The 23,150-nt window shown below is 39.8% G+C and carries 17 protein-coding genes and 1 tRNA gene; 5 read left to right on the top strand and 13 right to left on the bottom strand.

Translation table 11 applies throughout. The features are described 5' to 3' along the window. The 3 genes from AC23N5_RS24420 to AC23N5_RS24410 form a co-directional block, all read left to right on the top strand. On the top strand, positions 1–1,797 hold a 1,797-nt coding region (locus AC23N5_RS24420), incomplete at its 5' end, for an Ig-like domain-containing protein (RefSeq protein ID WP_487757628.1). An 89-nt stretch (positions 1,798–1,886) separates the two neighbouring features. Beyond that, a complete protein-coding gene (locus AC23N5_RS24415; protein WP_487757627.1) occupies positions 1,887–4,025 on the top strand; it encodes an Ig-like domain-containing protein in 2,139 nt (712 codons plus the stop codon). A gap of 62 nt (positions 4,026–4,087) precedes the next feature. Then, the gene (locus tag AC23N5_RS24410) at positions 4,088–5,011 is read left to right on the top strand and encodes a T9SS type A sorting domain-containing protein (RefSeq protein WP_487757626.1); all 924 of its coding nucleotides are present in this window, start codon (positions 4,088–4,090) and stop codon (positions 5,009–5,011) included. Between the two features lie 86 nt (positions 5,012–5,097). On the opposite strand, the gene AC23N5_RS24405 is transcribed toward AC23N5_RS24410, so the two are convergent. Next, positions 5,098–5,862, bottom strand: coding sequence for a T9SS type B sorting domain-containing protein (locus AC23N5_RS24405; protein ID WP_487757625.1), 765 nt, complete (start codon positions 5,860–5,862; stop codon positions 5,098–5,100). 167 nt (positions 5,863–6,029) lie between these two features. Between AC23N5_RS24405 and AC23N5_RS24400 the strand changes: the two genes are divergently transcribed. Further along, entirely contained in the window at positions 6,030–7,694 is a 1,665-nt protein-coding gene (locus tag AC23N5_RS24400) for a T9SS type A sorting domain-containing protein (protein WP_487757624.1), read from the top strand. Between the two features lie 95 nt (positions 7,695–7,789). Here AC23N5_RS24400 and AC23N5_RS24395 read toward each other — a convergent pair whose 3' ends face one another. From AC23N5_RS24395 to AC23N5_RS24355, 9 genes are all read right to left on the bottom strand, one after another. Beyond that, a complete protein-coding gene (locus AC23N5_RS24395) occupies positions 7,790–8,449 on the bottom strand; it encodes a hypothetical protein (protein ID WP_487757623.1) in 660 nt (219 codons plus the stop codon). Between the two features lie 459 nt (positions 8,450–8,908). Further along, a complete protein-coding gene (locus AC23N5_RS24390; RefSeq protein ID WP_487757622.1) occupies positions 8,909–9,655 on the bottom strand; it encodes a hypothetical protein in 747 nt (248 codons plus the stop codon). Between the two features lie 152 nt (positions 9,656–9,807). Beyond that, the gene (locus tag AC23N5_RS24385; RefSeq protein ID WP_487757621.1) at positions 9,808–13,476 is read right to left on the bottom strand and encodes an nSTAND3 domain-containing NTPase; all 3,669 of its coding nucleotides are present in this window, start codon (positions 13,474–13,476) and stop codon (positions 9,808–9,810) included. A 430-nt stretch (positions 13,477–13,906) separates the two neighbouring features. Next, positions 13,907–14,665 carry a DUF1835 domain-containing protein gene (locus tag AC23N5_RS24380; protein WP_487757620.1) on the bottom strand — a complete coding sequence of 253 codons (759 nt, stop codon included), beginning with the start codon at positions 14,663–14,665 and terminating at the stop codon, positions 13,907–13,909. Positions 14,666–14,851: 186 nt separating this feature from the next. Then, entirely contained in the window at positions 14,852–15,382 is a 531-nt protein-coding gene (locus AC23N5_RS24375; RefSeq protein WP_487757619.1) for a GNAT family N-acetyltransferase, read from the bottom strand. Positions 15,383–15,867: 485 nt separating this feature from the next. Then, positions 15,868–15,941 (bottom strand) — tRNA-Ala (locus AC23N5_RS24370). A gap of 136 nt (positions 15,942–16,077) precedes the next feature. Next, positions 16,078–17,463, bottom strand: a complete 1,386-nt coding sequence (locus AC23N5_RS24365; RefSeq protein ID WP_487757618.1) for a leucine-rich repeat domain-containing protein — start codon at positions 17,461–17,463, stop codon at positions 16,078–16,080. A gap of 90 nt (positions 17,464–17,553) precedes the next feature. Then, entirely contained in the window at positions 17,554–18,567 is a 1,014-nt protein-coding gene (locus tag AC23N5_RS24360) for a PfkB family carbohydrate kinase (RefSeq protein WP_487757617.1), read from the bottom strand. 23 nt (positions 18,568–18,590) lie between these two features. Beyond that, a complete protein-coding gene (locus AC23N5_RS24355; RefSeq protein WP_487757616.1) occupies positions 18,591–19,367 on the bottom strand; it encodes a hypothetical protein in 777 nt (258 codons plus the stop codon). A 210-nt stretch (positions 19,368–19,577) separates the two neighbouring features. On the opposite strand from AC23N5_RS24355, the gene AC23N5_RS24350 reads away from it, so the two are divergent. After that, complete coding sequence (locus tag AC23N5_RS24350) at positions 19,578–20,210, top strand: peroxiredoxin (protein ID WP_122930200.1); 633 nt, start codon at positions 19,578–19,580, stop codon at positions 20,208–20,210. Positions 20,211–20,342: 132 nt separating this feature from the next. Here AC23N5_RS24350 and ahcY read toward each other — a convergent pair whose 3' ends face one another. The 3 genes from ahcY to AC23N5_RS24335 all read right to left on the bottom strand — a co-directional run bounded on the left by ahcY (position 20,343) and on the right by AC23N5_RS24335 (position 23,119). Then, the gene (gene ahcY, locus AC23N5_RS24345) at positions 20,343–21,659 is read right to left on the bottom strand and encodes an adenosylhomocysteinase (RefSeq protein ID WP_028524543.1); all 1,317 of its coding nucleotides are present in this window, start codon (positions 21,657–21,659) and stop codon (positions 20,343–20,345) included. Positions 21,660–21,869: 210 nt separating this feature from the next. Further along, a complete protein-coding gene (gene aac(6'), locus AC23N5_RS24340; RefSeq protein WP_487757615.1) occupies positions 21,870–22,313 on the bottom strand; it encodes an aminoglycoside 6'-N-acetyltransferase in 444 nt (147 codons plus the stop codon). A gap of 35 nt (positions 22,314–22,348) precedes the next feature. Continuing rightward, a complete protein-coding gene (locus AC23N5_RS24335) occupies positions 22,349–23,119 on the bottom strand; it encodes a nucleotidyltransferase domain-containing protein (protein WP_183976873.1) in 771 nt (256 codons plus the stop codon). Positions 23,120–23,150 lie beyond the last annotated feature (31 nt).

The following is a 23,150-nucleotide window of genomic DNA, read 5'->3' as shown; positions in this document are numbered from 1 at the left end:
TACACCTACAAGGTATGTGACCCAAGCGGAGCGTGTGACACGGCGACGGTAGTGATAGCGATCTTGCCACCAGCGAATCAGCCGCCGATAGGTATTAATGATATTGCAATTACACCACAGGATAGCCCAGTAAGTGGAAATGTGCTAGTTAATGATACTGATCCCGAAGGTGGTCCATTGACAGTAACGACGACGCCTGTGACGCCACCGACGAAAGGAACCGTGACGTTGAATCCAGACGGGACGTTTACTTACACGCCGAATCCAGGAGTGACGGGTCAAGACGGATTCTGTTACGAATTGAAGGACAATGCGGGCTTGAAAGACACGGCTTGTGTGGTAATTAACATCATTCCTAATCCTAAGCCTACAAATGATAAGCCTGTAGCAATTGATGATAATACGCAAACGTATCAAAATACGGCGGTTGTCATCCCTGTGAAGTTCAATGATACAGATCCAGATGCGGCAGGAACGCCAAATGGTACGTTAGGTACGCCAGTGAAGTTGACAAATCCAACGCATGGCACGGTTGTTGCAAATGTAGATGGTACATTTACTTACACGCCAACGACAGGATTTGTTGGGTCAGATAGCTTTACGTATCAGATTTGTGATAACGGAACGCCAAGCTTGTGTGATACTGCAACGGTAACTATCAATGTCCTTGCACCACCACCAGCAGGTAATAGACCTCCTATCGTTGTTGATGATGCCATCATCACTTCGGTGAATACACCTAAGAGTGGCGATGTTTCTAAAAACGACTATGACCCAGATGCTGGCCAGACGTTGACCTTCAGCAAACAGACAAACCCAAGTCATGGTACAGTTGTCTTCAATGCGGATGGAACATACACTTACACGCCAACAGCAGGTTACGTTGGTTCGGATCTATTCACTTACAAAGTATGTGACAGTGGAAATCCGCAACTTTGTACGCTAGGAACGGTAATTATAGCTGTTCTTCCTCCTGCCAACAAAGTTTGTTTGCAAGCTAAGGTGTATTTGCAAGGGGCATTGTTTGGGGTATTGTTACCAGATACCTTGATGCGTGATGACCTACGAGTGAAAGGTTATTTGCCAACCACTAGTCCATATCCAGCAATGGGAATGACAGGCTTAACAACGGCCAATACCAGTACTTTGGCGGTGCTTGGCGCAAGTAGCCCATCTGGTAAAGATGCGATTGTTGACTGGGTATTCGTAGAGTTACGCAGCAAGACAAGTCCAACGACCGTAGTGGATAGCCGTTCTGCGCTGTTGCAACGTGATGGTGACATCGTCGATGTGGACGGAGTAAGCACGATAACTTTCAATTCGGCTTCGCCAGATAGCTATTATGTAGTTGTGAAACACCGTAACCACTTAGGGGTCATGAGTAAGACACCTGTGGATATGACAAGTACTTGTGGTGTGATTGACTTCCGCAAAACAACGACGCCAACGTACAATTTGGACGAAACAAACGTAGTCAACAAAGCCCAAGTGGACGTTCTTCAAGGGGTTGCGTTGTGGGCTGGTAATTCACTCTTCGATAAACAAGTGATTTATCAAGGAACGGATAACGACGTGAACGTTATCTACCAGCAAGTAATCAACTACGTAGGCAATGTCTTTGTAAGCAAGTTTTACACGCTGAAAGGCTACTATACTGGAGATATTAATCTCAACGGAGATACCATCTTCCAAGGTACAGGCAATGATGTGGAATACATTTACCAAAACATCATTAAGAACCACCCTGGCAATACCTTAGGACAGAAGTTCTTCATCATTAAAGAGCAAATTCCCTAACCAACAATAGAGTGGAAGCCTACCAAGGCTTCCACTTCAAACTCGATACGAAAGAAGAAGCAAAAACCAATTTTAAACCTTAAAAATTTATGAAGAAAGCTCTCTGCCTCGTTTTTGGGCTTGTAATGGGAATGATGAACACGCTCTGGGCCCAGCAATCCTCAAACACCGTTAATTACAAAGTCACCTTTGACGCAACCAGTCAAACGTACACAGCATGGGTAATTCCAAATTACAACGTTCCAAACACCAACAATGCTGGAACCAGTGAAATAGGAGCTACCGCCCAGTTTACCCTTGTTGTTCCCAAAAACTTTGTGATTCAAAACATTACCGACGTCAAAGGAACGTGGGAAAAAACTCCTGACAAACTTGGTCAAGGCCAAGTTGCCAACGGCGTAACCCAATCGTATCCTGCAACCATCCCCAATAATATCGCTTTTTATGTGATAGGTAAAACGACCGACGAAACCAACTATGGTGCTTTTGCCAATGGGGCTCCCGTTGCTTTATTTACCTTTAAAAGTTCAACGTGTTTTGGACCAGTACGTGTACTTCCGCCAGGTGATCCATTTATCACGGCAGCCAGTTCAACGTACAGCTTAAACGTGGCCAATAGTTTTTATTCACGTTCGGGACAACCCGCTGGTGGAAATATTGATCCAAGAGAGCAATTTCAAAACGTAAGTGGTGGCCCAGCCTTGTGTAGCAGCCCTTATATCTATGCCTATGATGACGATAATATCACGAATCAAAATACGGCTGTGACGGAAAATGTACTTACCAATGACGATTTAGCAACGGGTACAGGGCCATTGAAGGTGACAACTACGCCAGTCCAAGCACCTGCCCACGGAACGGTTGTGTTGAATGCAAATGGTTCTTACACCTACACTCCTGCAAATGGATTTACTGGAAACGATAGTTTTGTTTACCGCGTTTGTGATAGTGGGAATCCTGCTATCTGTGATGAAGCAACCGTATCTATCTCTGTTCGTCCTACAAATCCATCGGGAAACAATCCTCCAGTGGCTATTGGCGATAAATTTGCAACGACCCAAGAACAACCTGTTTCTGGCAATGTGATTTTAAATGACAAAGATCCCGACGTTGGCCAAACCCTCACTGCTTCAGTGATTCAGCAGCCAACACATGGTACATTGACCTTTAATCCCAATGGAACATTTACTTATACCCCTACAACAGGTTTTACGGGTGATGATTTCTTCTTGTACCGAGTGTGTGACAATGGAACACCTGTTTTATGTGATACTGCAAGGGTTGATTTGAATGTTTATCCTGCCAATGCAGGTGCAATTCCACCTACCGCTAACGATGATTTGTTCTTTAGAAACCCAACGGGGACTGCCACTGGAAATATCATTGCCAACGACAAAGACAATTCAAACACGGGGCTTGATATTACCACAACCCCTGTTTCAGGCCCAAGTAGCGGAACCGTTGTTATCAACTCAGATGGTACATTTACTTACACGCCAAACGCAGGTTATACAGGTGGTGATAGCTTTAGATACCAGGTGTGTGACCGACAGAACCCAAAACAATGTGCGACGGCAACCGTATTTATCTTAACAAGAACTGTTTCTACGGGAAGTGCAGATTTGAAGGTAACGAAGGTAGCTGATAAAAAAACAGCGGTAGTTGGTGATGAAATTACGTACAGAGTTGTAGTTAAGAACCTTGGAACGGATGCTGCGACAAACGTTGCTTTAAAAGATAGCTTGATGGCTGGAATGCAATTTGTAAGTGCAACGGTAAACAAAGGAACGTATTCTAACCCTCTTTGGACGATTCCTAACCTTGCAGCGGGCGACAGCGCCGTATTGACGCTAAAAGCCAAACTATTGGGTGAAGGTGTTTGGTTTAATACTGCTAAAATTATTTCATCTGACCAAAATGACCCTGCTTCGGACAACAATGAAGCCAGCGCTTGTACCACTGTACCAGTAAAATTGTGTACGGGTGAAAAAGTGGAAGTAACCGTACCTGCGACTTATACAAACGTACAATGGTTTAAAAATGGTGGAACTACAGCGGTAGCAACGGGCAACGTGGTGCTACTAACAGAGATTGGTACTTATACTTATACCGCAACCAACGGCACTTGTCCAGCGGGAGGGTGTTGCCCAGTGATTATCGAAGCAGGCGTAAATTGCTGTCCAGTGCAGCTATGCGTACCTGTAGCGGTGAAAAAACGTAAAAAATAACAACAGTAACAAGGGGCCGTAAAAAGCCCCTTGCTATCCTAACCAAGTTAAATAGGATGAAAATGAAATTTTTAAAACATGGAGTCGCTTTATTATCACTTCTTGTAAGTGGTACGGGTGTATTTGCCCAAAGTGCATCACCCCTGGGTGTGCATTACATGGTGGACTACGATGCAACACAGCAAACTTATACGGCTTGGGTCGTGCCACAATACAGCACCCCAAATCGCTATAATTCAGATTCGGAAGAAAAAGGGGCGACGGCGCAGGTGACAATCAAGGTGCCTAAAGGCTTTAAGCTAACAAGTTTAGAAGATATTCGTGGAAACTGGGACAAAACACCTGGGCGGATTGGTAGCGAAACACCGCTGCTAAAAGCGGGCGCCAACGAACAATTTGCTTACTATGTCATTGGCAAACAGGCCGCTGAAACCAATTACGGCGTTTTCAAAGAAGGAGAACCTGTGGCACTTTTTCGTTTTAAAGGCACGGAGACAAAACCAGAAGATGTAACGGTGTTGGATACCAGTGATCCGTTTGTTGAGATTGCCAACAAATCAATGTCGTTGAATGTGAGCAACAGTTTTTATTCACGCTCAGGCCAACAACCCAGTGTTTCGGTTCGTCCACTTGAACAGTTTGCACAGCCAATTACGTTGCCAAAAGTGTTGGCACAACTTGCTAAGAAACTTCAAGCGAGTATTGGGAGTATGACCAATGAATTGGAGGAAGCGTCGGGTTTAATCACTTATCCTAATCCTGCGATAAATGACGTGAATGTGAAATACTTTTCCAAAAGTGACGGCGGTAAAGTTCACATTGAATTAATTGACCCGTCGGGTATTGTACGGTATGAAGCGTATGAAACGGCGAAGCAGGGGATAAATACGTTGAAGATTAATGTAGAAAAACTTTCTTCGGGTTCTTATTTAATCCGAACTGATAAAGACAATAAGATAATCACCAAGAAATTCACAAAAGGGTAAGGGTATAAAAGGAAGAAGACGAATGGTTTTCGTCTTCTTCTTAATCAATGGATAGGGCTATCTTTTTAGATGGTCCTATTTTTTTATTATTTCAATAGTAAAACCTTTCCTGTTTGTTGCCAATTTTCGTTAAAGAAATCAGTAGCATTGATCAAATATGTATATACCTGATTAGTAGCGGGTATACCATCTGGAAGGATACCATTCCAAGTGTTGGTTGGGGTGTCAGCGGTAAAAATTTCAACCCCACTTCGGTCAAATAACTGTAAACGAAATGTCTGAATCAAATACGTTGTGATAACCCAAGTGTCATTAATGTTGTCGTTGTTCGGAGAAAAGGCATCGGGGACATAAATCGCAGGGAGGTCAATGAGTTCATACAGCGATGAATATAATTCAGTCGTTACAGGTTGCCCGTTTACCTGTATCGTCATAGTCGCCGTAACACGGTAAGTATCATTGGGTTGTGCTTGTTGCGTTAGCGTAAATCGTTCCGAATTTATCCAGTTGGAAACATCGACGGGAGGAGCGTCAATTTTACTGACTTTGTACTGAATAGCTCCTGATTGAGTTGGAAAAGGGGAATTCCATTGCAATGTTCGGCCCCTGCCTTTTAAATGAATGGTACATGCGCTACTGGATGGTTCCGACATCTGTCCACAAGAATTTTCAGTTTTTATATAGTAGCAGTAACTACCAGCGGAAGGGTCAACGTTGGTATCACTAAATTGCGGGGAAGAAGTGGTCGCAATCTCTTCAAAGGTGGTAGAAGAAAAAGATGCACGAAAAATATGATACCTTTCATCGGGTTGGGCGTCCAATACCTTGACCGTTGCAAGTGACCCCTCCACTGTTGCTAATACTGATTTTTTGGGTTGAGGGGAACTACATTGAGCGGCCAGGTGTATTGGGAATAAAATAAAGATACAATAGCAAATAAAACGCATTTATTGTGTAATTTATCATGAGTTAAAAATACGTCTTTTTGACGTAAAAAAATACTAAAAGCAACATGGAAATGAAACAAAGAATTTTGATTTTTTGGTTTTTATTGTTTGCAGTAATTGGTCAATTAAAAAGCCAAACTTCTACAAATACCATTCGTTATCAAATTACATACGAAACCGTTAAGCAATTATATACCGTTTGGGTAATTCCTGGGTATAACACGCCAAATACGTTTAATGCAGACACCGCCGAACGGGGGCCAACGGCCCAAGTGACGTTGCGTGTACCAAAATCATTTTTGATCACTGAGGTCATTGGGGTGAAGGGCGAATGGGATAAAACGCCGTTGCGTTTGGGACCCAACGAACCCAACCAATCTTTCTTTAACTCACTGAGCGACGCCTACCGCTACTATGTCATTGGGAAATCTGCGACCGAGACTATTTATGGGCGCTTTACGAAAGACAAAGCCGTGGCGCTTTTTCAGTTCAAAGGGAATGGGTGCTTTGGAGCCATATCGGTTTTGGATGAGTCGGACGAATTTGTGAAGTTGGCGGACAAATATGCCCTAAATGTGCGGCCCAGTTTTTACTCTCGTTCGGGCCAGCGAAATTTTGTGAATGCGGTGCCATTGGAACAATTTGCGGATCCGCTCGATCCCCCAGCGTATTGTTGTGGCTCAGGGGTGACCCTCAATTCCGCGATTACCATCAATACCAACCAAAGTTCTTTTTGTCCTGGTGCGACGGCCACCCTTTCCCTCAAAGGGATGAGCGGCGTTTCTAACCAAGCCGTTCGCTTTCGACTGACCACCACTGAGCCTTTGACGGAAGAGGAAGCCTACGCCTCATCGGGTACGTTGCTTGGGGTGGTGCCTAACAGCGCGCTGACCTCCAATAAAACGGAAGCCGTTTTAACGAACATTGCACTGCCCAAAAACGCGGGAAAGTACTTTATCGTTGCCACCCTCGATGGCGTAAGTGGCGCTTGTCGCCCGTATTCATCGGCTCGTTTTACGATCATCACCCTTGCCAATGCGGCCATTAGTTCGGATAAAACGGGGACGATTTGTTTGGGAGAAAGTGTGCTTCTGACGGCTCAGCCCGCTGGACAGACCAAATACGAATGGCTAAAAGACGGCCAATCGGTTGGGGTAACTTCGACAAATACCTACCGAGTGACCTCGGCGGGGGAGTATAAAGTGACGGTTACGAACGAATTTGGGTGTACTTTAGGAGCCTCCAATGCGACAACTTTTACGACGATTGTGGTCAACAAACCAACCATTAAGCAAGTAGGGGAGCGGTTGGTTTCAAGCTCAAAAACGGGTAATCAGTGGTTTTACAATAATACGGCCGTACCGAATGCCACCGACACGGTTTATTTGGCGACCAAACAAGGCGTATATACATTACAGGTTACGTTGGGAAACTGCAAAAGTGAACTATCAGAGCCTGTACTTTTTGCGATAACCTCGGTAGAAAAGCCCGCAACGGCGCCAACGATTGGCCTCTATCCCAATCCCACCTCAGGCGTATTTTACGTTCCCTACGCAGACAATAACCCCTATACGGTTGTGTGTTATGATTTGACGGGAAAAAAAATAAAACTACCAGCCGAACCCATGACGGACAAAATAAAAGCCGATGCAACCCAACTTCCCCGTGGCACTTACCTCATCCGACTAGAAAGTGATAAGAAAATAGAAGGGAGCTGGGTTTTGAAAAAGGAGTAGTGGAAGCATCGCATCTCGTTCAAACTAGAATGTATTTTAGGGTTTTATAGTTTGGCTTTCGATTGCTGCGAAGGCTTAGTTATTGGCACTGGTGTTTATATTTCTGTGATGAGTTTTTCAACTATTTCTTTTGTCATTTTTTTGTTCTTTTGTTTAAATTGGTCAATATATAACCAAGTAAATTTCTTTGTTGATTTCCATACGTTTTTTAAAGGCTGACTTTTATTACTAGCAGTCAGCTTTCCTTCTTTTAGTGTCGAACCATCTTGGGTAAGTTTATAACTTACGACTATGTCTTGTTCTTGCGGGAAAATTGCTTCTAAGTCGTTAACAGTGTATGCAATAATAAATATAATCGAATTGCCTCGGTGAGTGTAAACAAAACTGCTCGGAATTTTTTCGACTTTCAATTCTAGTTTACGCCCTTGAAGTCTATCTTGAACTCTCAAACTGTCGGAATATTGTAAAAAATTTTCTTCGAAGGATTGTCCAACTATAGTAGGATTTACTTCGCATTTTATTGTGTTGTTCCACTGCCAGTATAAAATTGCTGGGACAAATTGTGATTTTACTTTTGTCGATTTAATCGCTCCATTTGTATTTTCAAGCCCTGTTAAGTCAATAAGTATGTTGTCTTTGGTTTGGCTTATTTGTTTATACTGAAACTTTGGATCCACAAAACCAGTAAATCTTTTCGTTCCTATACAACTTGTAATAAATGAAATTGTCAAAACCGATAAAATAATTTGTTTCATCTGTATTGCCTTTTTAAACTGGTGCTAACGGTTTCGGGCTTGCCGAAGAAGCGGATTTCGAAGTACTAAACTGTCAACCCAGCAATGAACTTGAATAGAAGCACAAAGCACCAAGTTTGCACATCAGCCCGCCTGACGCAAAATCGATGTTGAACAAAACCTTCGGTGGCTATATCGCGATTAAGAGCAATTTAAACTTAAAATTGAGCATGGCAAAAACGCTTCGTCAGGAAAACGACCTATAAACGGTAATAAAAACTAAAAAGCAGGCCAAAAACCTGCTCTCAGCGTAGTTGTCCACCCGACGACTGGGGCGGCACTCCGCAACTCCATAATAAAAGAAAAGGGTTTGGGGAGCTCTCACCGCCAGGCTAGCCGCCCGCCCAAGTTTCGTTCAACCGCGCCTTCATGGCTTGGCCTTCGGCCACCACGAAAGCTTAGTTATTAGTGGCAGATTTTTTACTGAATGTTGTTGAGTCCATAGTTTTTTGCTGTCAGGTTAAATCGTTCTGCTGTCCAAACGTATTTCTTATATGCACTACTTTCTTTTGGCAGTTTCAGTCCTTCAACTATTATCTCTCTCAATTTTGAATAGTGAATTGATGCAGTTCCTTCTCCACCTCCAACTCTGTCGTCATAGTCCGTAAAATAGTCAAGGTAATATTCGCCATTTTCAAGTTCGTTGCAATTCTTTTTAATGAAGCCAATTTCCCAGTTTTCAAATCCAACATTTGCAGATCCAGGAAAGTGTTTTACAATTTCAAAAAGGTCTTTGTCAAATTTTACTATGGGGAGTTTTTCTTCTTCCTCTGCTAAGTATGCGTCAATGTATGCTTGCCCGAATAATGTAGTTTCCTTATGATACATATTACCAAACCTAATCGCTCCTTTGCAAAGAAATCCGTTGCTAATTAGAAGATGAATTGCAAATGCACAGTCAGATAACATATAATAAATTCCTCCTTGCTCTTGTATTAGTCTTGAAATAATTAAACTGTCTGAAACCTGCAATATTTGTGTGTCTGCACCAAGTTTATGGTCAGCTTCTATTTCGTAATGGTCTTTTGGCTTAATGAAAAAGTCTTTAAGCTCTGTCAGAGTTTTAAGTATTCTGTCAAACTCTTTTTCGTCTGTATTTGTCTTGTCAATGGAATTTTTAAATCCCAAAATGTCAATAAATGCTACTACTCTTATGTCGTATCCCATTGTCTGTTTGTTAAATTTGCTGCTAACGTTTCTGCTACACGCAGGCAGGGATTTTTACCACTGAACTTCCTACGAAGAACGGAACTTCAAATTTAGCACTTTCCTGTCCTACGAAGCCCCCCCCTGCTTGAGTGTAGGTGATGTTATGGGCTTTAATTTTCCCCTATCCAATTGTCTAATTTATAATTAAAAATCATTTTTACTTCTTCTTTTCTCTTTTTACCAACCTTTTCAACTCTTTGGTCAGTAAGTTCCAACCTATCAATTGCAGGAATTATCTTTTCCTTTAGAAATATTTCATCAATCACTTCAATAAAATCCTCTTTATTGCTGTATAAGATTAACTCTATATTCTCTTGAATACATTTTATTAGATCTTCAATTTTCGAATCATCTTCATAGGATTTTATTAATGATGACCACATTTTTTTTGTAGAATATATACTACAAGAACAATCTGCCATATTGTTAATTAAAGATATAGTTAGAATGTCTTTATTTTTGGTTGCAGAACATATCTTAATCCAAAAACTGGCTCCATCCTCCCTAAACGAAGAGAAACCATTAACTCCGTCACTTACAAACTCTTCGAGACAAATATCAAATCCTACATGACGTTCATTTAATAGAATATATCTGATAATATTCAACCAAAACTTACCATTTTTGTGATGTACAGCCAACCACCATAATGGTTGTGGAAATCCACAGTATACATTTAAACAATCTTTAAGTAAAGAATCTGGAAATACTTTTACAATTTGTACGACATCTTTTTTAAATAAATCTCCATCTCCAAATATCTCATTGATTATTTCTTTCGGTGGAGAGTATGAGTTTAATAATACTGCTTTAATCCACCTAACATCAATTCTATCGCTATTAATAAGGTCAATTATCTGATTTTTTTCGTAACTATCTAGTTTGTTCCAATATTCAATTGTCCATTTTAGGTTTGATAAAATAAAGCTCGTGTCATTATAGTTGATTAATTGCAAGAAAAGCTCTTTTCTTGCATCAGAATTAGTTAATGTTATTTGCATTAAATTATCTGCAATTGACATATCAAACTCATTTAAAATATTTCCATTTTTAATTTGATAATCAATTCTCTTATACCAAGCTTTTAAAACTTCAAGCCCAACGTTAACATCTAAATACTTGATTGAGTCTTGCATAGTTACACCAAATCGAGCAGAGTTAATATGAACCCCTAATGGTACATTTTCAACACAAACAGGAAACAACTCTCCCCATACTTGCCACATTTCCTTTTTTTGAGCTTCATCAAAATCCCTTCTAAATACTGCTTCATGACTGTAATCAATCGAGAATGTTGAGATAAGACTAAAAGTTCTTATTGCAATATCCTTTTTAGAAAATGATTTTATTGATAATTCTTTAATTAATGATTGAAGACTGTCAGAAAGAGAGAACCAATTAAGCAACGATGCTCGAATTGTACTAAAAACTACTGATGGGTGCTCATCATTAAATAATTCTTTGATGAGTTTACTATCAATAATTTCTGGATACGAAAATGCTTTATAGACTACTTTTTGACGAACAAAACCCTCATTGAACTGCAACAATAAACGGATATTTTTTTGTGAAAATATCGCTTCCCTTTTTAATCCATCAATATAAATCCATGCATCATGTATGTTTGGTTTAATTCCATGTAAGATTAATTCTTCAGCTCGTTTAATTATTGTTTCACCATTTTCTATGAATAAGTTTGAAAATCCACCTTCATTTGAAATAAATGGAATATTATTATGCCAATATATGTTAAAACTACTAGTTCCGCCACTTTGGATTTTACCAACTAATTTACGGTACTGCTCTTCTTCTAACTTCTGAATAATCTTGGTTAAGAAAATAAGAGAAACGTCTTCAACAGAAGGGAATATTGAATCTAAACCAATAAATCCAATTTGAACAACTGTGTTTTTATGTTCTTCTTTTATTTTATTATAAATGAAAGAAGAATTTTTTGCAGCCAACAATGAAGTAATTGGATTTAAGCAGGCAATACTCCTTTTAAATTGCTCAAGCTTAGGTTTTTGTTTTAATGAGCTTCTTTCAAAAAATAAGTATCTGCCTGCTTCATAATAATTAGGGTGCGTAATTAATAAAGAATCAGATGATACAGCGATCAGCCCTCTTTCTTCAAGGTAACTAATAGCATTTATAACCTCTTCATCTAAAGATATATCTTTTGAATATTTTGGAAATTGTGGAGTTTGGTCGTCACCAAAACTACTTGTAAATAGATTTTTATTTGTAATGGAAAGTAAATCCGTAGTATTTGATAGAATGTAAGCTAAATCTTGAAATCCTAATTTGTGAATTGGGTCGGAACAGATTGAAATTACTGCAAGTATACTTGCAGCTAGCTTATTTTTAGCTTTTACATCATTGGCAATTTCAACCGAGTTTCTTCTTGCAATATGTTCAAGCTCATTGTAATCTTTATTTGTTAATTGTTCTATCTCTTCATTAACTAAATATATTAATTGGCCAAGTTGTAAAATATTCTGATTCTCACTTTCTATAATTCCTCTTGAAACAGTATTGATAATTTCCGTTGGTAAAAGTTTATTTGTTGCTATACGTTCCCAAAATGACTTTATTTGTTTTTTATCCTTTATTGTCAAATCTTGCCAAAGATATCCTTTGATCTTGTAATCTGATTTATTAGACGAATCAAAAACTTCACTTAACAATTCTATTTTTGACGAAACAATGACAAAGTGATGTTTCTCTTTATTTCCAATTAAATCTTTTATTTTGTGCAGGATTTCGAAATAATTAGCATTTAATGAAATATGGCCAAAAGGGTCTTCTAATATCGCAACTTTATTGTCGGAAATATTCGAGTTAAGAAATCGTTTTAGGTCTGAAATATCATCATGTATTTGGTAGTCATAACCTTTCTTGACATAATAATTGGCAATAGTTTTTGCTAATTCTGTCTTACCACATTGTGAAATTCCTGTTAAAAATAAAACACCGTTTTTTGCAAGTTCTTCAATTAATAAACTCTCTTCTTTTCTTTCCCTATATTGAGAATCGATAATTGGAGTACCTATCTTTACTGATTGAAGGTAATTTTTAATTTTTTTTGAAATATCTTTTCCATCATCTCTACCGTCTTTTACAATTTCGAGCAGTTGTAAATAAACAATATCAGTTCTTGATTGTGCAATTGAATATTTACTATTAAGAATTGAGGTAATATAATTATCTACTTTTGCATCAGTAAACTCTTCAAAGATTAAACACTGTTCTAATATTTTATTTAATTCAGCCTTGGATTTTAAGCTATCAGCCTGTGATTTGCAGAACTCTTCTCGTTCATTCATTAACACAGATTTTCCAAGTTTTATTTTCTTTAAAGCTTGTCTAAATTCGTCATAAAATCCTTGATTAAAGGATATAGAATTATGTTTCTCAAAAGAGAGAAAGTCAGTCTTTAACTGTAATAAAGAATCGGAGCATCTTGAATGAGTAACAAATAGAGCTATGCTTTGATTATTGTCAATTAGCTTTTGCATTAGGTTATTGTCAGATTTCTGTTCCTGAAAATGACATAGCCAATTAGCAAGTTTAGTTATATCAATTAAATTACTCTCTCTCTTAACCTGAATTTCTATATTAATTTTATTTCCTATTATTTCAATTAATAGCAAAGCATCTTCACTGCCCTCTTTTTCAACATACAATTCAACTTTATCTGCTTTTGTAATTAGAGCAATCAATACTGTTACTTTGTATTGATATTCATATCCTTTTATGCCATCAATTGTAACACTCATGTTTCATTTTTATTATTGCCCATAACGAGTGGATAGACGCCACTCCATCGTTTTCAAATGCGTATAAGTTTTTGTTGGCGGTTAGTATGGCATCTATTTCGCAATAGTATGTAATTTATTTACACTCAGCGGCTAACCTATCTCCTAAGCCTTTATTTATGTTAAGCACTTTGTTGGGTCAAGCTAACAAAAAAATTTTTGCACAATTAACAAAACTTTAATTCAAAACGCCAACTTTCTAACGAATTTATTATTCGGTGAACGTGCTTGGCAGGAGATAGGGGGGATTTGGGGTTCACTTGAGTGAAAATGAGGGAAGGATAGGCTAGAAGCCAGTAGATAAAAATCACGAGGGGGGGCGCTCGTGCTTATCGGAGTAACTTTGATAGAAGCACAAAGCTTGATTTAACCACTGAGCTGCCACTTTTGGTTAGGTGCTGTGCATCTGTCTGTCGTATATGTTTTTTAGTTGCGAATCTCCAAATCCATAAATTCCTTCTCTGTCTGAAAACTCTGAAAAAACAGCCTGAAATTCTGTCGAGTTAGTGGCAATTATTTCTTTTACAACTTTGTCTGGTCTGCCCAAAGTTTTGTCTAACGGAAATCGATCAATGTGTGCTTGACAAACTTCTTCTAAATATTGAAAACAGTCAGATTGTTTTTTAGATAATTCTTTCAACTGAGTTAAGTCACCAATTTGATACGATGCCCACAAATTTTTGCCTAATTCAATGTCCTTTGGCATAAACCGAATCTTTGAATCAAACGCCTGTTCAAGTTTTTCAGCATCGGCAATACCAAAGCCTTTCCAAGTGTCAGCATTATTTTCAATTGTTGGAAAAACTCGAAAAATTTTAAGTGTCGTATAATTTGCAAGAATTGAGATTACAAACCACATATTTGTCTGACAAAACAAATCGTTTTCAAACCAAAGACAAACTTCAGAATTGTCAGGTAAATTGTTTAGTTTTTCAAATTCATTTACTGTTTTAATAAAATATTCTTCAGTCGAAGCATTATGAGATTCAGCAATAAATTTGGCCCGAACCGCCCAAAAGTCAGCGATGTTGTCGGCATATAAATGACCATCAATTAAGCATTCTCTACAAACAATAAAGTCTTGATTGATTTTTGTTTGACTTAATTGGTCAGCCAAGCAGTCCCCGTTTAAAATATGATATGTTTTCATTATTTTGTCGATATCGTCTGTTTTTACATTGCTACTAATGGTTTCTGGCTTTGCGTTCGGGTAAGATTACGAAGCATAAATTTAAAGTTTATTAGAACTACAAAGCCACAAGTTTGCACCTCAGTCCGCCTGACGCAAAACCCGTATCATGCCTTTATTCTTCTTTTTTAGTTCTGATTTGTTGCCTCATACTGTTTCAAATTCTTTCGGATAGACTACTGTCCCCGATATGTTTGTAAGCCCATCAGTCGCTAATTCAATTGCCATAAATACATTTGAAGGAACGTCAAATGGTGCTTTTATTTTCCATTTGTCGGCTGGCTGAAAACCAAATTTTGGATAATAATGTTCGTGTCCCAAAACGATTACCGATTTGAAACCCAATTCTTTTGCTACTTCAAATCCTTTTCTGATTAGTTGCCCACCTATTCCACTTTTTTGATATTCAGGTCTAACAGCCATAGGTGCAAGTCCTAAACTTTCGTTCAAGTTTCCTTTGTCGTCTTTTATACTGATTTTGGAAAACAAAATATGTCCAACTATTTTATTGTTGTCAGTCGCTACAATTGAAAGTTCTGGAACAAAAGCTATCTGATTAATTCTTAAAGCGTCAACCAGTTTTGCTTCGTTGTCCTGTCCAAATGCAATATGATTAAGTTCAAAAACTTCTCTAAAGTCGCCCTGCTTTTCTCGTCTTATTTTAATCTGTTCTGTCATCTTTTATATTATGTAGTGTCGTCTTTTAGGGTGAGGCATAACGAGTGGATAGACGCCACTCCATCGTTTTCAAACGCGTATAAGTTTTTGTTGGCGGTTGTATGACGTCTATTTCGCAATGGTAAGTAATATCTTTACACTCAGCCGCTAGCCTAAGTTGAAAGCCTTCATTTATGTTAAGCACTTTGTTGGGTTAAATCAACAAAAAATTTTCGCACAATTAACAAAACTTTAATTCAAAACGCCAACTTTCTAACGAAATATTTGTTCGGTGAGAGGTGATAGGCGGGAAGTACAAAAAGGGAACTAGGCGTTTGTTTGTAAATAAAGTGAGGAGGAACTGAGGAAACCGTATGGATAAGGTACTAATAGGGCACTTTGATAAGGGGGTGATGCTGCTCAAACAAATCTAAAATGTTTTGGCAATGTTTGAGCAGAAACAAAAAAGAGTTACGATTGTGATCGTAACTCTTTGATAATGAAGGTGGAGAAGATGGGATTCGAACCCACGACCTCTTGCATGCCATGCAAGCGCTCTAGCCAGCTGAGCTACATCCCCAAAAAAATGCCATCGGTGCGAGGCTTCGCCAAGCGTTCTAGCCAGCTGGTACGCCAGTCCGATGAGCTACATCCGAAATCGGAGTGCAAAGATGAATTTTTGATTCGATTTTTGCAACTACTTTCCCCAAAATTCTTTAATAAGAAACGTCCGTTTTGTTTTGGGTTAAATTTTCCATGATGGGTTTTGAACGACTCAATAACATAGGATCCTCAGTGACAGGGTTTTCGCGGAGGTACAGCTTTTTGAGTCGTTTTAGTTGTGGCATTTGAGTGGGGAGTTCGCTAAGGTTGTTATAGCTCACGTCAATCTCTTCAACGACCGATAAAGCGCCAATGGAACCTGGTAACACACTAAATTGATTGTGATTGAGGTCCAAAATGGTCAAACGCTTCAATCTTTTGAGGCTGCTGGGCAGACTAGAGAGTTTGTTGTGGTGCGCATACAGGGCCTGAAGGCGTCTCAGCTTCCGAAGGTTTTGGGGTAGATGCGTCAGTTGGTTATTTGACAGTGCCAATTGCTGTAATCGCCGCATTCTTCCGATGGACGAAGGTAATTCTTTAAGGTTGTTGTGGTACAAGTCAATCACTTCTAGCCTTCTTAGTTTGTTGATGCCTTGCGGCAAGGTATTGAGGTCGCACGAATATAAATTGATGTCGCGCAAGCGCCGCAAACCCAGAAAACTTTGGTCGTTTAGCTGTGAAAGTTTGTTATATCCCAACCATAAACTTGAAAGCTTTTTACAGGCTTGAACCGCCGCTGGAACATCAGTAAAACGATTGTTTTGGATGTTCAAAATACGGAGTGTTTTGTTGGGCGTGAGCGTTAAGCTGTTGTTTGACAATTGGTTGGCATTGAGCCAGAGGTGTTTGAGTTTGGGCAGGCGAGTTAAATCTATGTTGGCATTCTTGAGCTCATTTCCGCCTAAATTAAGCTCCTTCATTTCGGTAAACTTATAAATTATCTCTGGTACTTCCGTTAATTCAAGCTGATTGAGGGCAAGAATTTTAACCGTATCAGGTCGGGTGGTAGCAATTGCGTCATCGAGGGTGCTAATGACATTGCGGCCTTTGGGAAGCTGGCGTATCAGCCCAATGTTAATAAGTTGGTGAAAAGAGTACGCTGCCGTGATTTTAACGGGAAAACGATAGTTATCCAAATAGACACGGAGTGAATCCAATACCTTCGTTTTCGATTCTTCCGATACTTTGCCTTCAAAACTATAAAGAAAATAATCAAATCGACCTTCCTTGCCAACATAAAAACGTGCCCATAAAATGCCGTTATCTTTTTTAGTACTATTTTTTCTTGCCTGACCATTGACACTGAGCAAGAACGCTTGTTGCGATTTGAAATACGTATCCGCCGCGCCATCAAAAAACTTTTTGGGGCTAGGATAGAGGCTGTCCAATTGCTTTACACTCAGGTGCTTGCTTTCTGCTTCTGAGAAAGTCATGATTTTTATTTGCGAATACGCAAACGAGCTAACGAAGAAGATAGACGACAAAAAAAATAGTTTCATAGTTGTAGGAGGTTTACTCTTCTAACTACGAAACTAAAGATAATATTTTGTAAAACAATATATAAAGTAAAATTTTATATAAATTTTCTCTTATCGAGAAAGTTTCCCAGAGCTATCACCCGAAGATAACCGTTCAACTTCGTCTATGGAAACCAAGTTAAAATCGCCTTCTACGGTATGTTTGAGGGCGGCCGCCGAGGTGGCAAACTCAAGGGCGTGCTGCACACTTTGGTCAAAATAGTCGTAGCCATACAAAAAGCCAGCGATAAAAGCATCACCGCTTCCGATGCGATCCACAATGTGGTGAATGTCGTAGGTGGTAGTTTTGTAAAACTTCTCGCCATTCCAAGCTTTTCCCTTCAATTGGTTGTGAGAAGCACTGATAGAATCTCGTTTGGTGTCAAGGATCAGCTTAATGTTGGGATACTTTTCCATGATTTGTTTTGAGGTGGACACCCACTTGTTCTTATCCTCGGGTAGGGGCTTAATCCCAAATAAATCATCGGCATTGCTATTGCCGCAGACGATGAGGTCACAGTAAGATACCAATTCTGGCATAATATCCTGCGGTGTTTTGCCCCAATTCCATAGTCCTTTACGGTAGTTTACGTCTGCCGAGATTTTAACGCCCAACTTTCGGGCGGTTTGTACCGCTTCTAAACAAGCCTGTGCAGCACTTTCCGACAGGGCAGGGGTGATGCCCGTGAAGTGAAACCAATCGGCACCCGTCAGAATTCGTTCCCAATCAAAACTTTCAGCCTCAAGGGTACAAAAGGAGTCATTGAGGCGGTCATAAATCACTTGGCTTGCTCGGGCGTTGGCACCATTTTCTACGAAATAAATCCCCATGCGGTCGCCACCTAACTGGATTTCGGAAGTGTCGAGTCCGTATTTACGCAGGTACATGATGGCAGCTTTCCCAATGTCGTTGTTGGGAAAACGGGTCACGTGGACGGCTTGAACGTCCCATTGGGCAGTTGCAATCGCGACGTTGGCTTCTCCACCAGCGTAGGTAATGTCAAAACGATGGGCTTGGCTAAAACGAGCAAAAGCAGGCGGTGATAACCGCATCATGATTTGACCGAAAGTAACAATTTTTTTCATACCTTGTAAAGCTAAGTTTTGGGCTATTTACTCCGTTTTTCTTGGCGTTTTTTGATGGTTTTTTTAGCCCATTGATACGAATCTGTGAAAACTTCACTTTCAATCGTAAAGCCTAAACTATAATAGGGGCCGTTGTAATTGGAGGGTACATTTTTTTGGTACAACGCGTAGCGATAGCCACCTTGGGCACTGAAACCCACCCACCGAGTTGCTTTCCATTTAAGAAAGAGCCCGACTTGGGCAGGCATAAAAATATCGTTTCGCCGCCAAATCATCAAATCATTCAGAAGTTTGTTTCTCGAACTTTGGGTTGCACCCACACCCAGTTCAACAGGTATGCTAAAACGCCAACGCTTGTTTTCAATGATATTGGGAAAATACATTAAGCTAAAAAAATAAAGGTCGGTTTTGGTATAGTACCCCAAATTGATGACTTGCGAAGCATTTTTACGGAAGTCAATGAGTCGTAGAAATGAGTTAAACGTAAGCCAATAATACCCAAAAGTAAGTTCATGGCGCTTCCGTCCAAATTTTATTCCTGTATTTACGCCCCAAATATTGACAAATTTTTTGTCAATAAACGAACTTCTAGCGTCCCAGTTGAGGGTGTACATGAGGTTGGGGCCGCGCCTCATGCTGTCTTGGCTACTGGAAAATAGTTCTTTGAGGAATTTGAGCGATTTAGGGGTACGGGTAGAGTCACTGGTTTTGACAGAAGTGGAGTCAACGTCAGCTGCCCACACTCGAGCAGGAATGGTAAAGGTAGTTAAAAATAGATAGAAGAGGTGTTTACGAAACATGCTGTACTTCACGCTAAAACAATTATTATCAATAACGTTTTTCTCAGAAGGTTTAGTTTTATTTTTTTGCTAATTGGAACAATTTTTACTGTACGTTTGTACTACATTTGTCAAGCCTCCCAAAAAAGAGGCTTTCAATTATCGGATAAACCATACAAAGCCGATAGTCTATAAGTAAAAATATTCATTCCACAAAAACTCTTATTTATCATGTCACTTAGATTAGGCGATGTTGCCCCAGATTTTCAAGCGGATACTACGCAAGGCCCTATCAGTTTCCACGAATGGTTAGGTGATTCTTGGGGATTGTTATTTTCTCACCCTGCCGATTTTACACCAGTTTGTACGACAGAATTGGGCAAAACGGCGTTATTGAAGGGCGAATTTGCAAAAAGAAACGTAAAAGTAATAGCGGTGAGCGTGGATGATTTGGATTCTCACGCGCGTTGGGTACCAGATATAAACGAAGTAAATGGTACGGAAGTAAATTTCCCAATCATTGCGGATGAAAACCGTAACGTGGCAACGTTGTATGACATGATTCACCCAAATGCGAGTGAGAAAGCAACGGTTCGTTCTGTGTTTGTGATTGGCCCCGACAAGAAAATTAAACTTACGTTGACTTATCCAGCATCAACAGGCCGTAACTTCAACGAGCTTATTCGCGTTATTGATTCGCTTCAACTAACGGCTTATAACCAAGTAGCTACGCCAGCAGACTGGAAACCAGGAGAAGATGTGATTGTGGTACCTGCTGTTTCGACGGAAGATGCCCAGAAAAAATACAGCGATTTGCGAATCGTAAAACCTTATTTGCGTTATACCGCGCAACCTAATAAGTAAAAAAGCTATTTGGTCAGACGTTAGTCAGACCAAACAGCCTTTTTTACCTTTGGGTCAGACTATCGTCTGACCCTGTTTGACTTTTTTACTCGGTCTGACTATCGTCTGACCGAGCAAAAAACAAGTAATGGCTTAGTAGCGGTACAATTCTGATTTGAATGGCCCTGCTACCGTAACACCGATGTAAGCTGCTTGCTCTTCATCAAGGGTTTCAAGCTTCACCCCAATATGTGACAAGTGCAATTTAGCTACTTTTTCGTCGAGGTGCTTAGGCAAGATATAAACTTGTTTTTCGTATTTGCCTGGGTTGGTGTATAACTCAATTTGTGCCAATGTTTGGTTACAGAATGAGTTTGACATCACAAAAGATGGGTGACCCATCGCGCAACCCAAGTTCACCAAACGACCTTCTGCCAAGACGATGATTTCTTTGCCATCTACTGTATAAAGATCAACCTGTGGTTTGATTTGCTCTTTCGTTGCGCCGTAGTTTTCGTTCAACCAAGCCATGTCGATTTCGTTATCGAAGTGACCGATGTTACAAACTACTGCTTTGTCTTTCATTGATTTGAAATGGCGGCCTTTGATGATGTTGATGTTACCTGTCGCCGTTACAAAGATGTTAGCACGCGTCGCAGCTTCATCCATCGTAACTACTTCAAAACCATCCATCGCTGCTTGTAATGCGCAGATTGGGTCGATTTCGGTCACCAAAACGCGGCAACCAGCACCACGAAGTGATTCTGCCGAGCCTTTACCTACGTCGCCATAACCTGCTACAACGGCCACTTTACCAGCCAACATCAAGTCAGTAGCACGACGGATAGCGTCCACCAATGACTCTTTGCAACCGTATTTGTTATCAAATTTCGATTTAGTAACCGAATCGTTTACGTTAATTGCTGGAAGGTGCAATGTGCCGTTTTTCATACGCTCGTACAAACGGTGTACACCTGTTGTTGTTTCTTCCGACAAACCACCGATTCCTGCAATCAACTCAGGATAATTGTCAAACACCATGTTTGTCAAGTCACCACCGTCGTCAAGAATCATATTTAATGGCTGACGCTCTTCTCCGAAGAAAAGTGTTTGTTCGATACACCAATCAAATTCTTCCGCAGTCATACCTTTCCACGCATATACTGAGATACCTGCGGCAGCAATAGCAGCAGCGGCGTGATCTTGCGTTGAGAAGATGTTACATGAAGACCAAGTGACTTCTGCACCCAATTCAACCAACGTTTCAATCAAAACGGCAGTTTGGATAGTCATGTGCAAGCAACCTGCGATACGAGAGCCTTTCAATGGCTTCGTAGCGCCATATTCAGCACGAAGTGCCATCAAACCAGGCATTTCGGCTTCCGCCAAACGAATTTCTTTGCGGCCCCAATCGGCCAATGTGATGTCTTTAACTTTGTACGGTACGTACGTTCCTGTTGCTACTGACATTTTATGTTAATATTAAATGTGATTGCTTATTCGCTACGTGTTTACCAACACAAATACAAAATTAGTAGGTATTAGCTGGAGAATGATTGTTTAAACAACCGAAAATGTGCCTCTATCCAAAAAAAAGATATTTTATAAGGTAAGAATAGGGGAAAACGTTACAATGTTAGATATAAACAGTGTTATATAATATTATAGTAGATAAAATGTCTAGTCAAGATTTTTGACAAAACACACGATTCTTGCCGCTTCGCTAAAGCCTGCTTTTTCATGGAAGAGAATACTAAGTTGATTTTCGATTTCAACATCGGAGCAGAGTTGTTTAAATCCATGTTGAACAGCCCATTGCTCGGCACGTGTAATAAGCATTTGCCCCAGACCTTTCTGTCGGTAATCGCTAGCGATGTAGAGCCCTTCAATGTAGGCAACGGGTAGTTCGTCGGCACCTTCTACGTAATCATTACGAATGCTAAGTTCAATAAAACCAATGGGTTGCCCTTCTTGGTATGCCAAGAAACATATACCCTCACCTAATTCTAAAACTTCTTGATAATGACCTAACATTTCATTCAATGAAGTATCAGGCCAAAGTTGGGTGGCTAACTGTGCAATGGCTCGAATGGAGGAGGGATTAAGTACTTCGATGAATGGCATTTTTGAACGTAGTAAACAAATTGCTAAATCAAAACTTAAGCCCAAGCTTCAGTCAATGAATTGCGAAATAGGCTATTGAGTAATTGGCTGGAAGGCGGGGCAACTTTTTCAATACTTTTGACAAAATTGGTATAAAATGCTATTTTATCTTCTAAAAAAAGGTTGAGAGCTGGGATAGGGTCAGCTTCATTTAACTCTTCACCTGACTTTTTTCGTATCAACAATTCTTGAATAATGGCTTTTAAACTTGGGTCATCAATCTGACTTTCAAGGAGTACGTCAAATTCTACTGGAGCCATACGGTTAGTTTTTAGTATCCAATCGCAGGCAAGTAGCGGGCGTAAAACGTAAAAATATTTCTTTAAGCGGACTTGTTCTTTTAACAAATAATCTCGGTAGTTGCCTTCTGCCATGTGTAAATAGTGGTGAAGGCAAGCTCTTGGGTTAAAAACCTCCTGTGTCAGCTTTTGAAGTTGTTGGGCCGTCGAAGTTTGTTCTAAGTAAACAATAGGACTCTGTAACCACTCTAACAAGGGAGGGTTTGATTTTCGAAATAGTCTTAGGGCTTTTTTTAGCTCCCATCCTGAAAAATCAAGCTCATTGGGTAACATTTCCTCAATACTGTCTCGCTTTTCGTCGATTGTTAAATACCAATCTAGCGAATGAATATATACAAATCGAACATCCCAATCACTATTGGTAGAAGCAAATCCCCAAGCACGACTGCCACTCTCAACAGCAAACAAGATTTTGATGTTGTGCTGTTTTTCTAAGCGTAAAAGTTCTTTTTTAATTTCCTGGTTCATCGCATTTTTAGGATTTTATGGCAAAATATCC

This window comes from Runella sp. R5_40 (genome assembly GCF_057652295.1).
The sequence above is the reverse complement of the archived record's forward strand: the minus strand, read 5'-3'. Positions and strand labels throughout refer to the sequence as shown.

Excerpts from the sequence above, each read along its gene's own strand:
- AC23N5_RS24415 (WP_487757627.1), top strand. The coding sequence starts at position 1,887 with ATGAAGAAAGCTCTCTGCCTCGTTTTTGGGCTTGTAATGGGAATGATG.
- AC23N5_RS24410 (WP_487757626.1), top strand. The coding sequence starts at position 4,088 with ATGAAATTTTTAAAACATGGAGTCGCTTTATTATCACTTCTTGTAAGT.
- AC23N5_RS24400 (WP_487757624.1), top strand. The coding sequence starts at position 6,030 with ATGAAACAAAGAATTTTGATTTTTTGGTTTTTATTGTTTGCAGTAATT.
- AC23N5_RS24395 (WP_487757623.1), bottom strand. The coding sequence starts at position 8,449 with ATGAAACAAATTATTTTATCGGTTTTGACAATTTCATTTATTACAAGT.
- AC23N5_RS24390 (WP_487757622.1), bottom strand. The coding sequence starts at position 9,655 with ATGGGATACGACATAAGAGTAGTAGCATTTATTGACATTTTGGGATTT.
- AC23N5_RS24385 (WP_487757621.1), bottom strand. The coding sequence starts at position 13,476 with ATGAGTGTTACAATTGATGGCATAAAAGGATATGAATATCAATACAAA.
- AC23N5_RS24380 (WP_487757620.1), bottom strand. The coding sequence starts at position 14,665 with ATGAAAACATATCATATTTTAAACGGGGACTGCTTGGCTGACCAATTA.
- AC23N5_RS24375 (WP_487757619.1), bottom strand. The coding sequence starts at position 15,382 with ATGACAGAACAGATTAAAATAAGACGAGAAAAGCAGGGCGACTTTAGA.
- AC23N5_RS24365 (WP_487757618.1), bottom strand. The coding sequence starts at position 17,463 with ATGAAACTATTTTTTTTGTCGTCTATCTTCTTCGTTAGCTCGTTTGCG.
- AC23N5_RS24360 (WP_487757617.1), bottom strand. The coding sequence starts at position 18,567 with ATGAAAAAAATTGTTACTTTCGGTCAAATCATGATGCGGTTATCACCG.
- AC23N5_RS24355 (WP_487757616.1), bottom strand. The coding sequence starts at position 19,367 with ATGTTTCGTAAACACCTCTTCTATCTATTTTTAACTACCTTTACCATT.
- AC23N5_RS24350 (WP_122930200.1), top strand. The coding sequence starts at position 19,578 with ATGTCACTTAGATTAGGCGATGTTGCCCCAGATTTTCAAGCGGATACT.
- ahcY (WP_028524543.1), bottom strand. The coding sequence starts at position 21,659 with ATGTCAGTAGCAACAGGAACGTACGTACCGTACAAAGTTAAAGACATC.
- AC23N5_RS24335 (WP_183976873.1), bottom strand. The coding sequence starts at position 23,119 with ATGAACCAGGAAATTAAAAAAGAACTTTTACGCTTAGAAAAACAGCAC.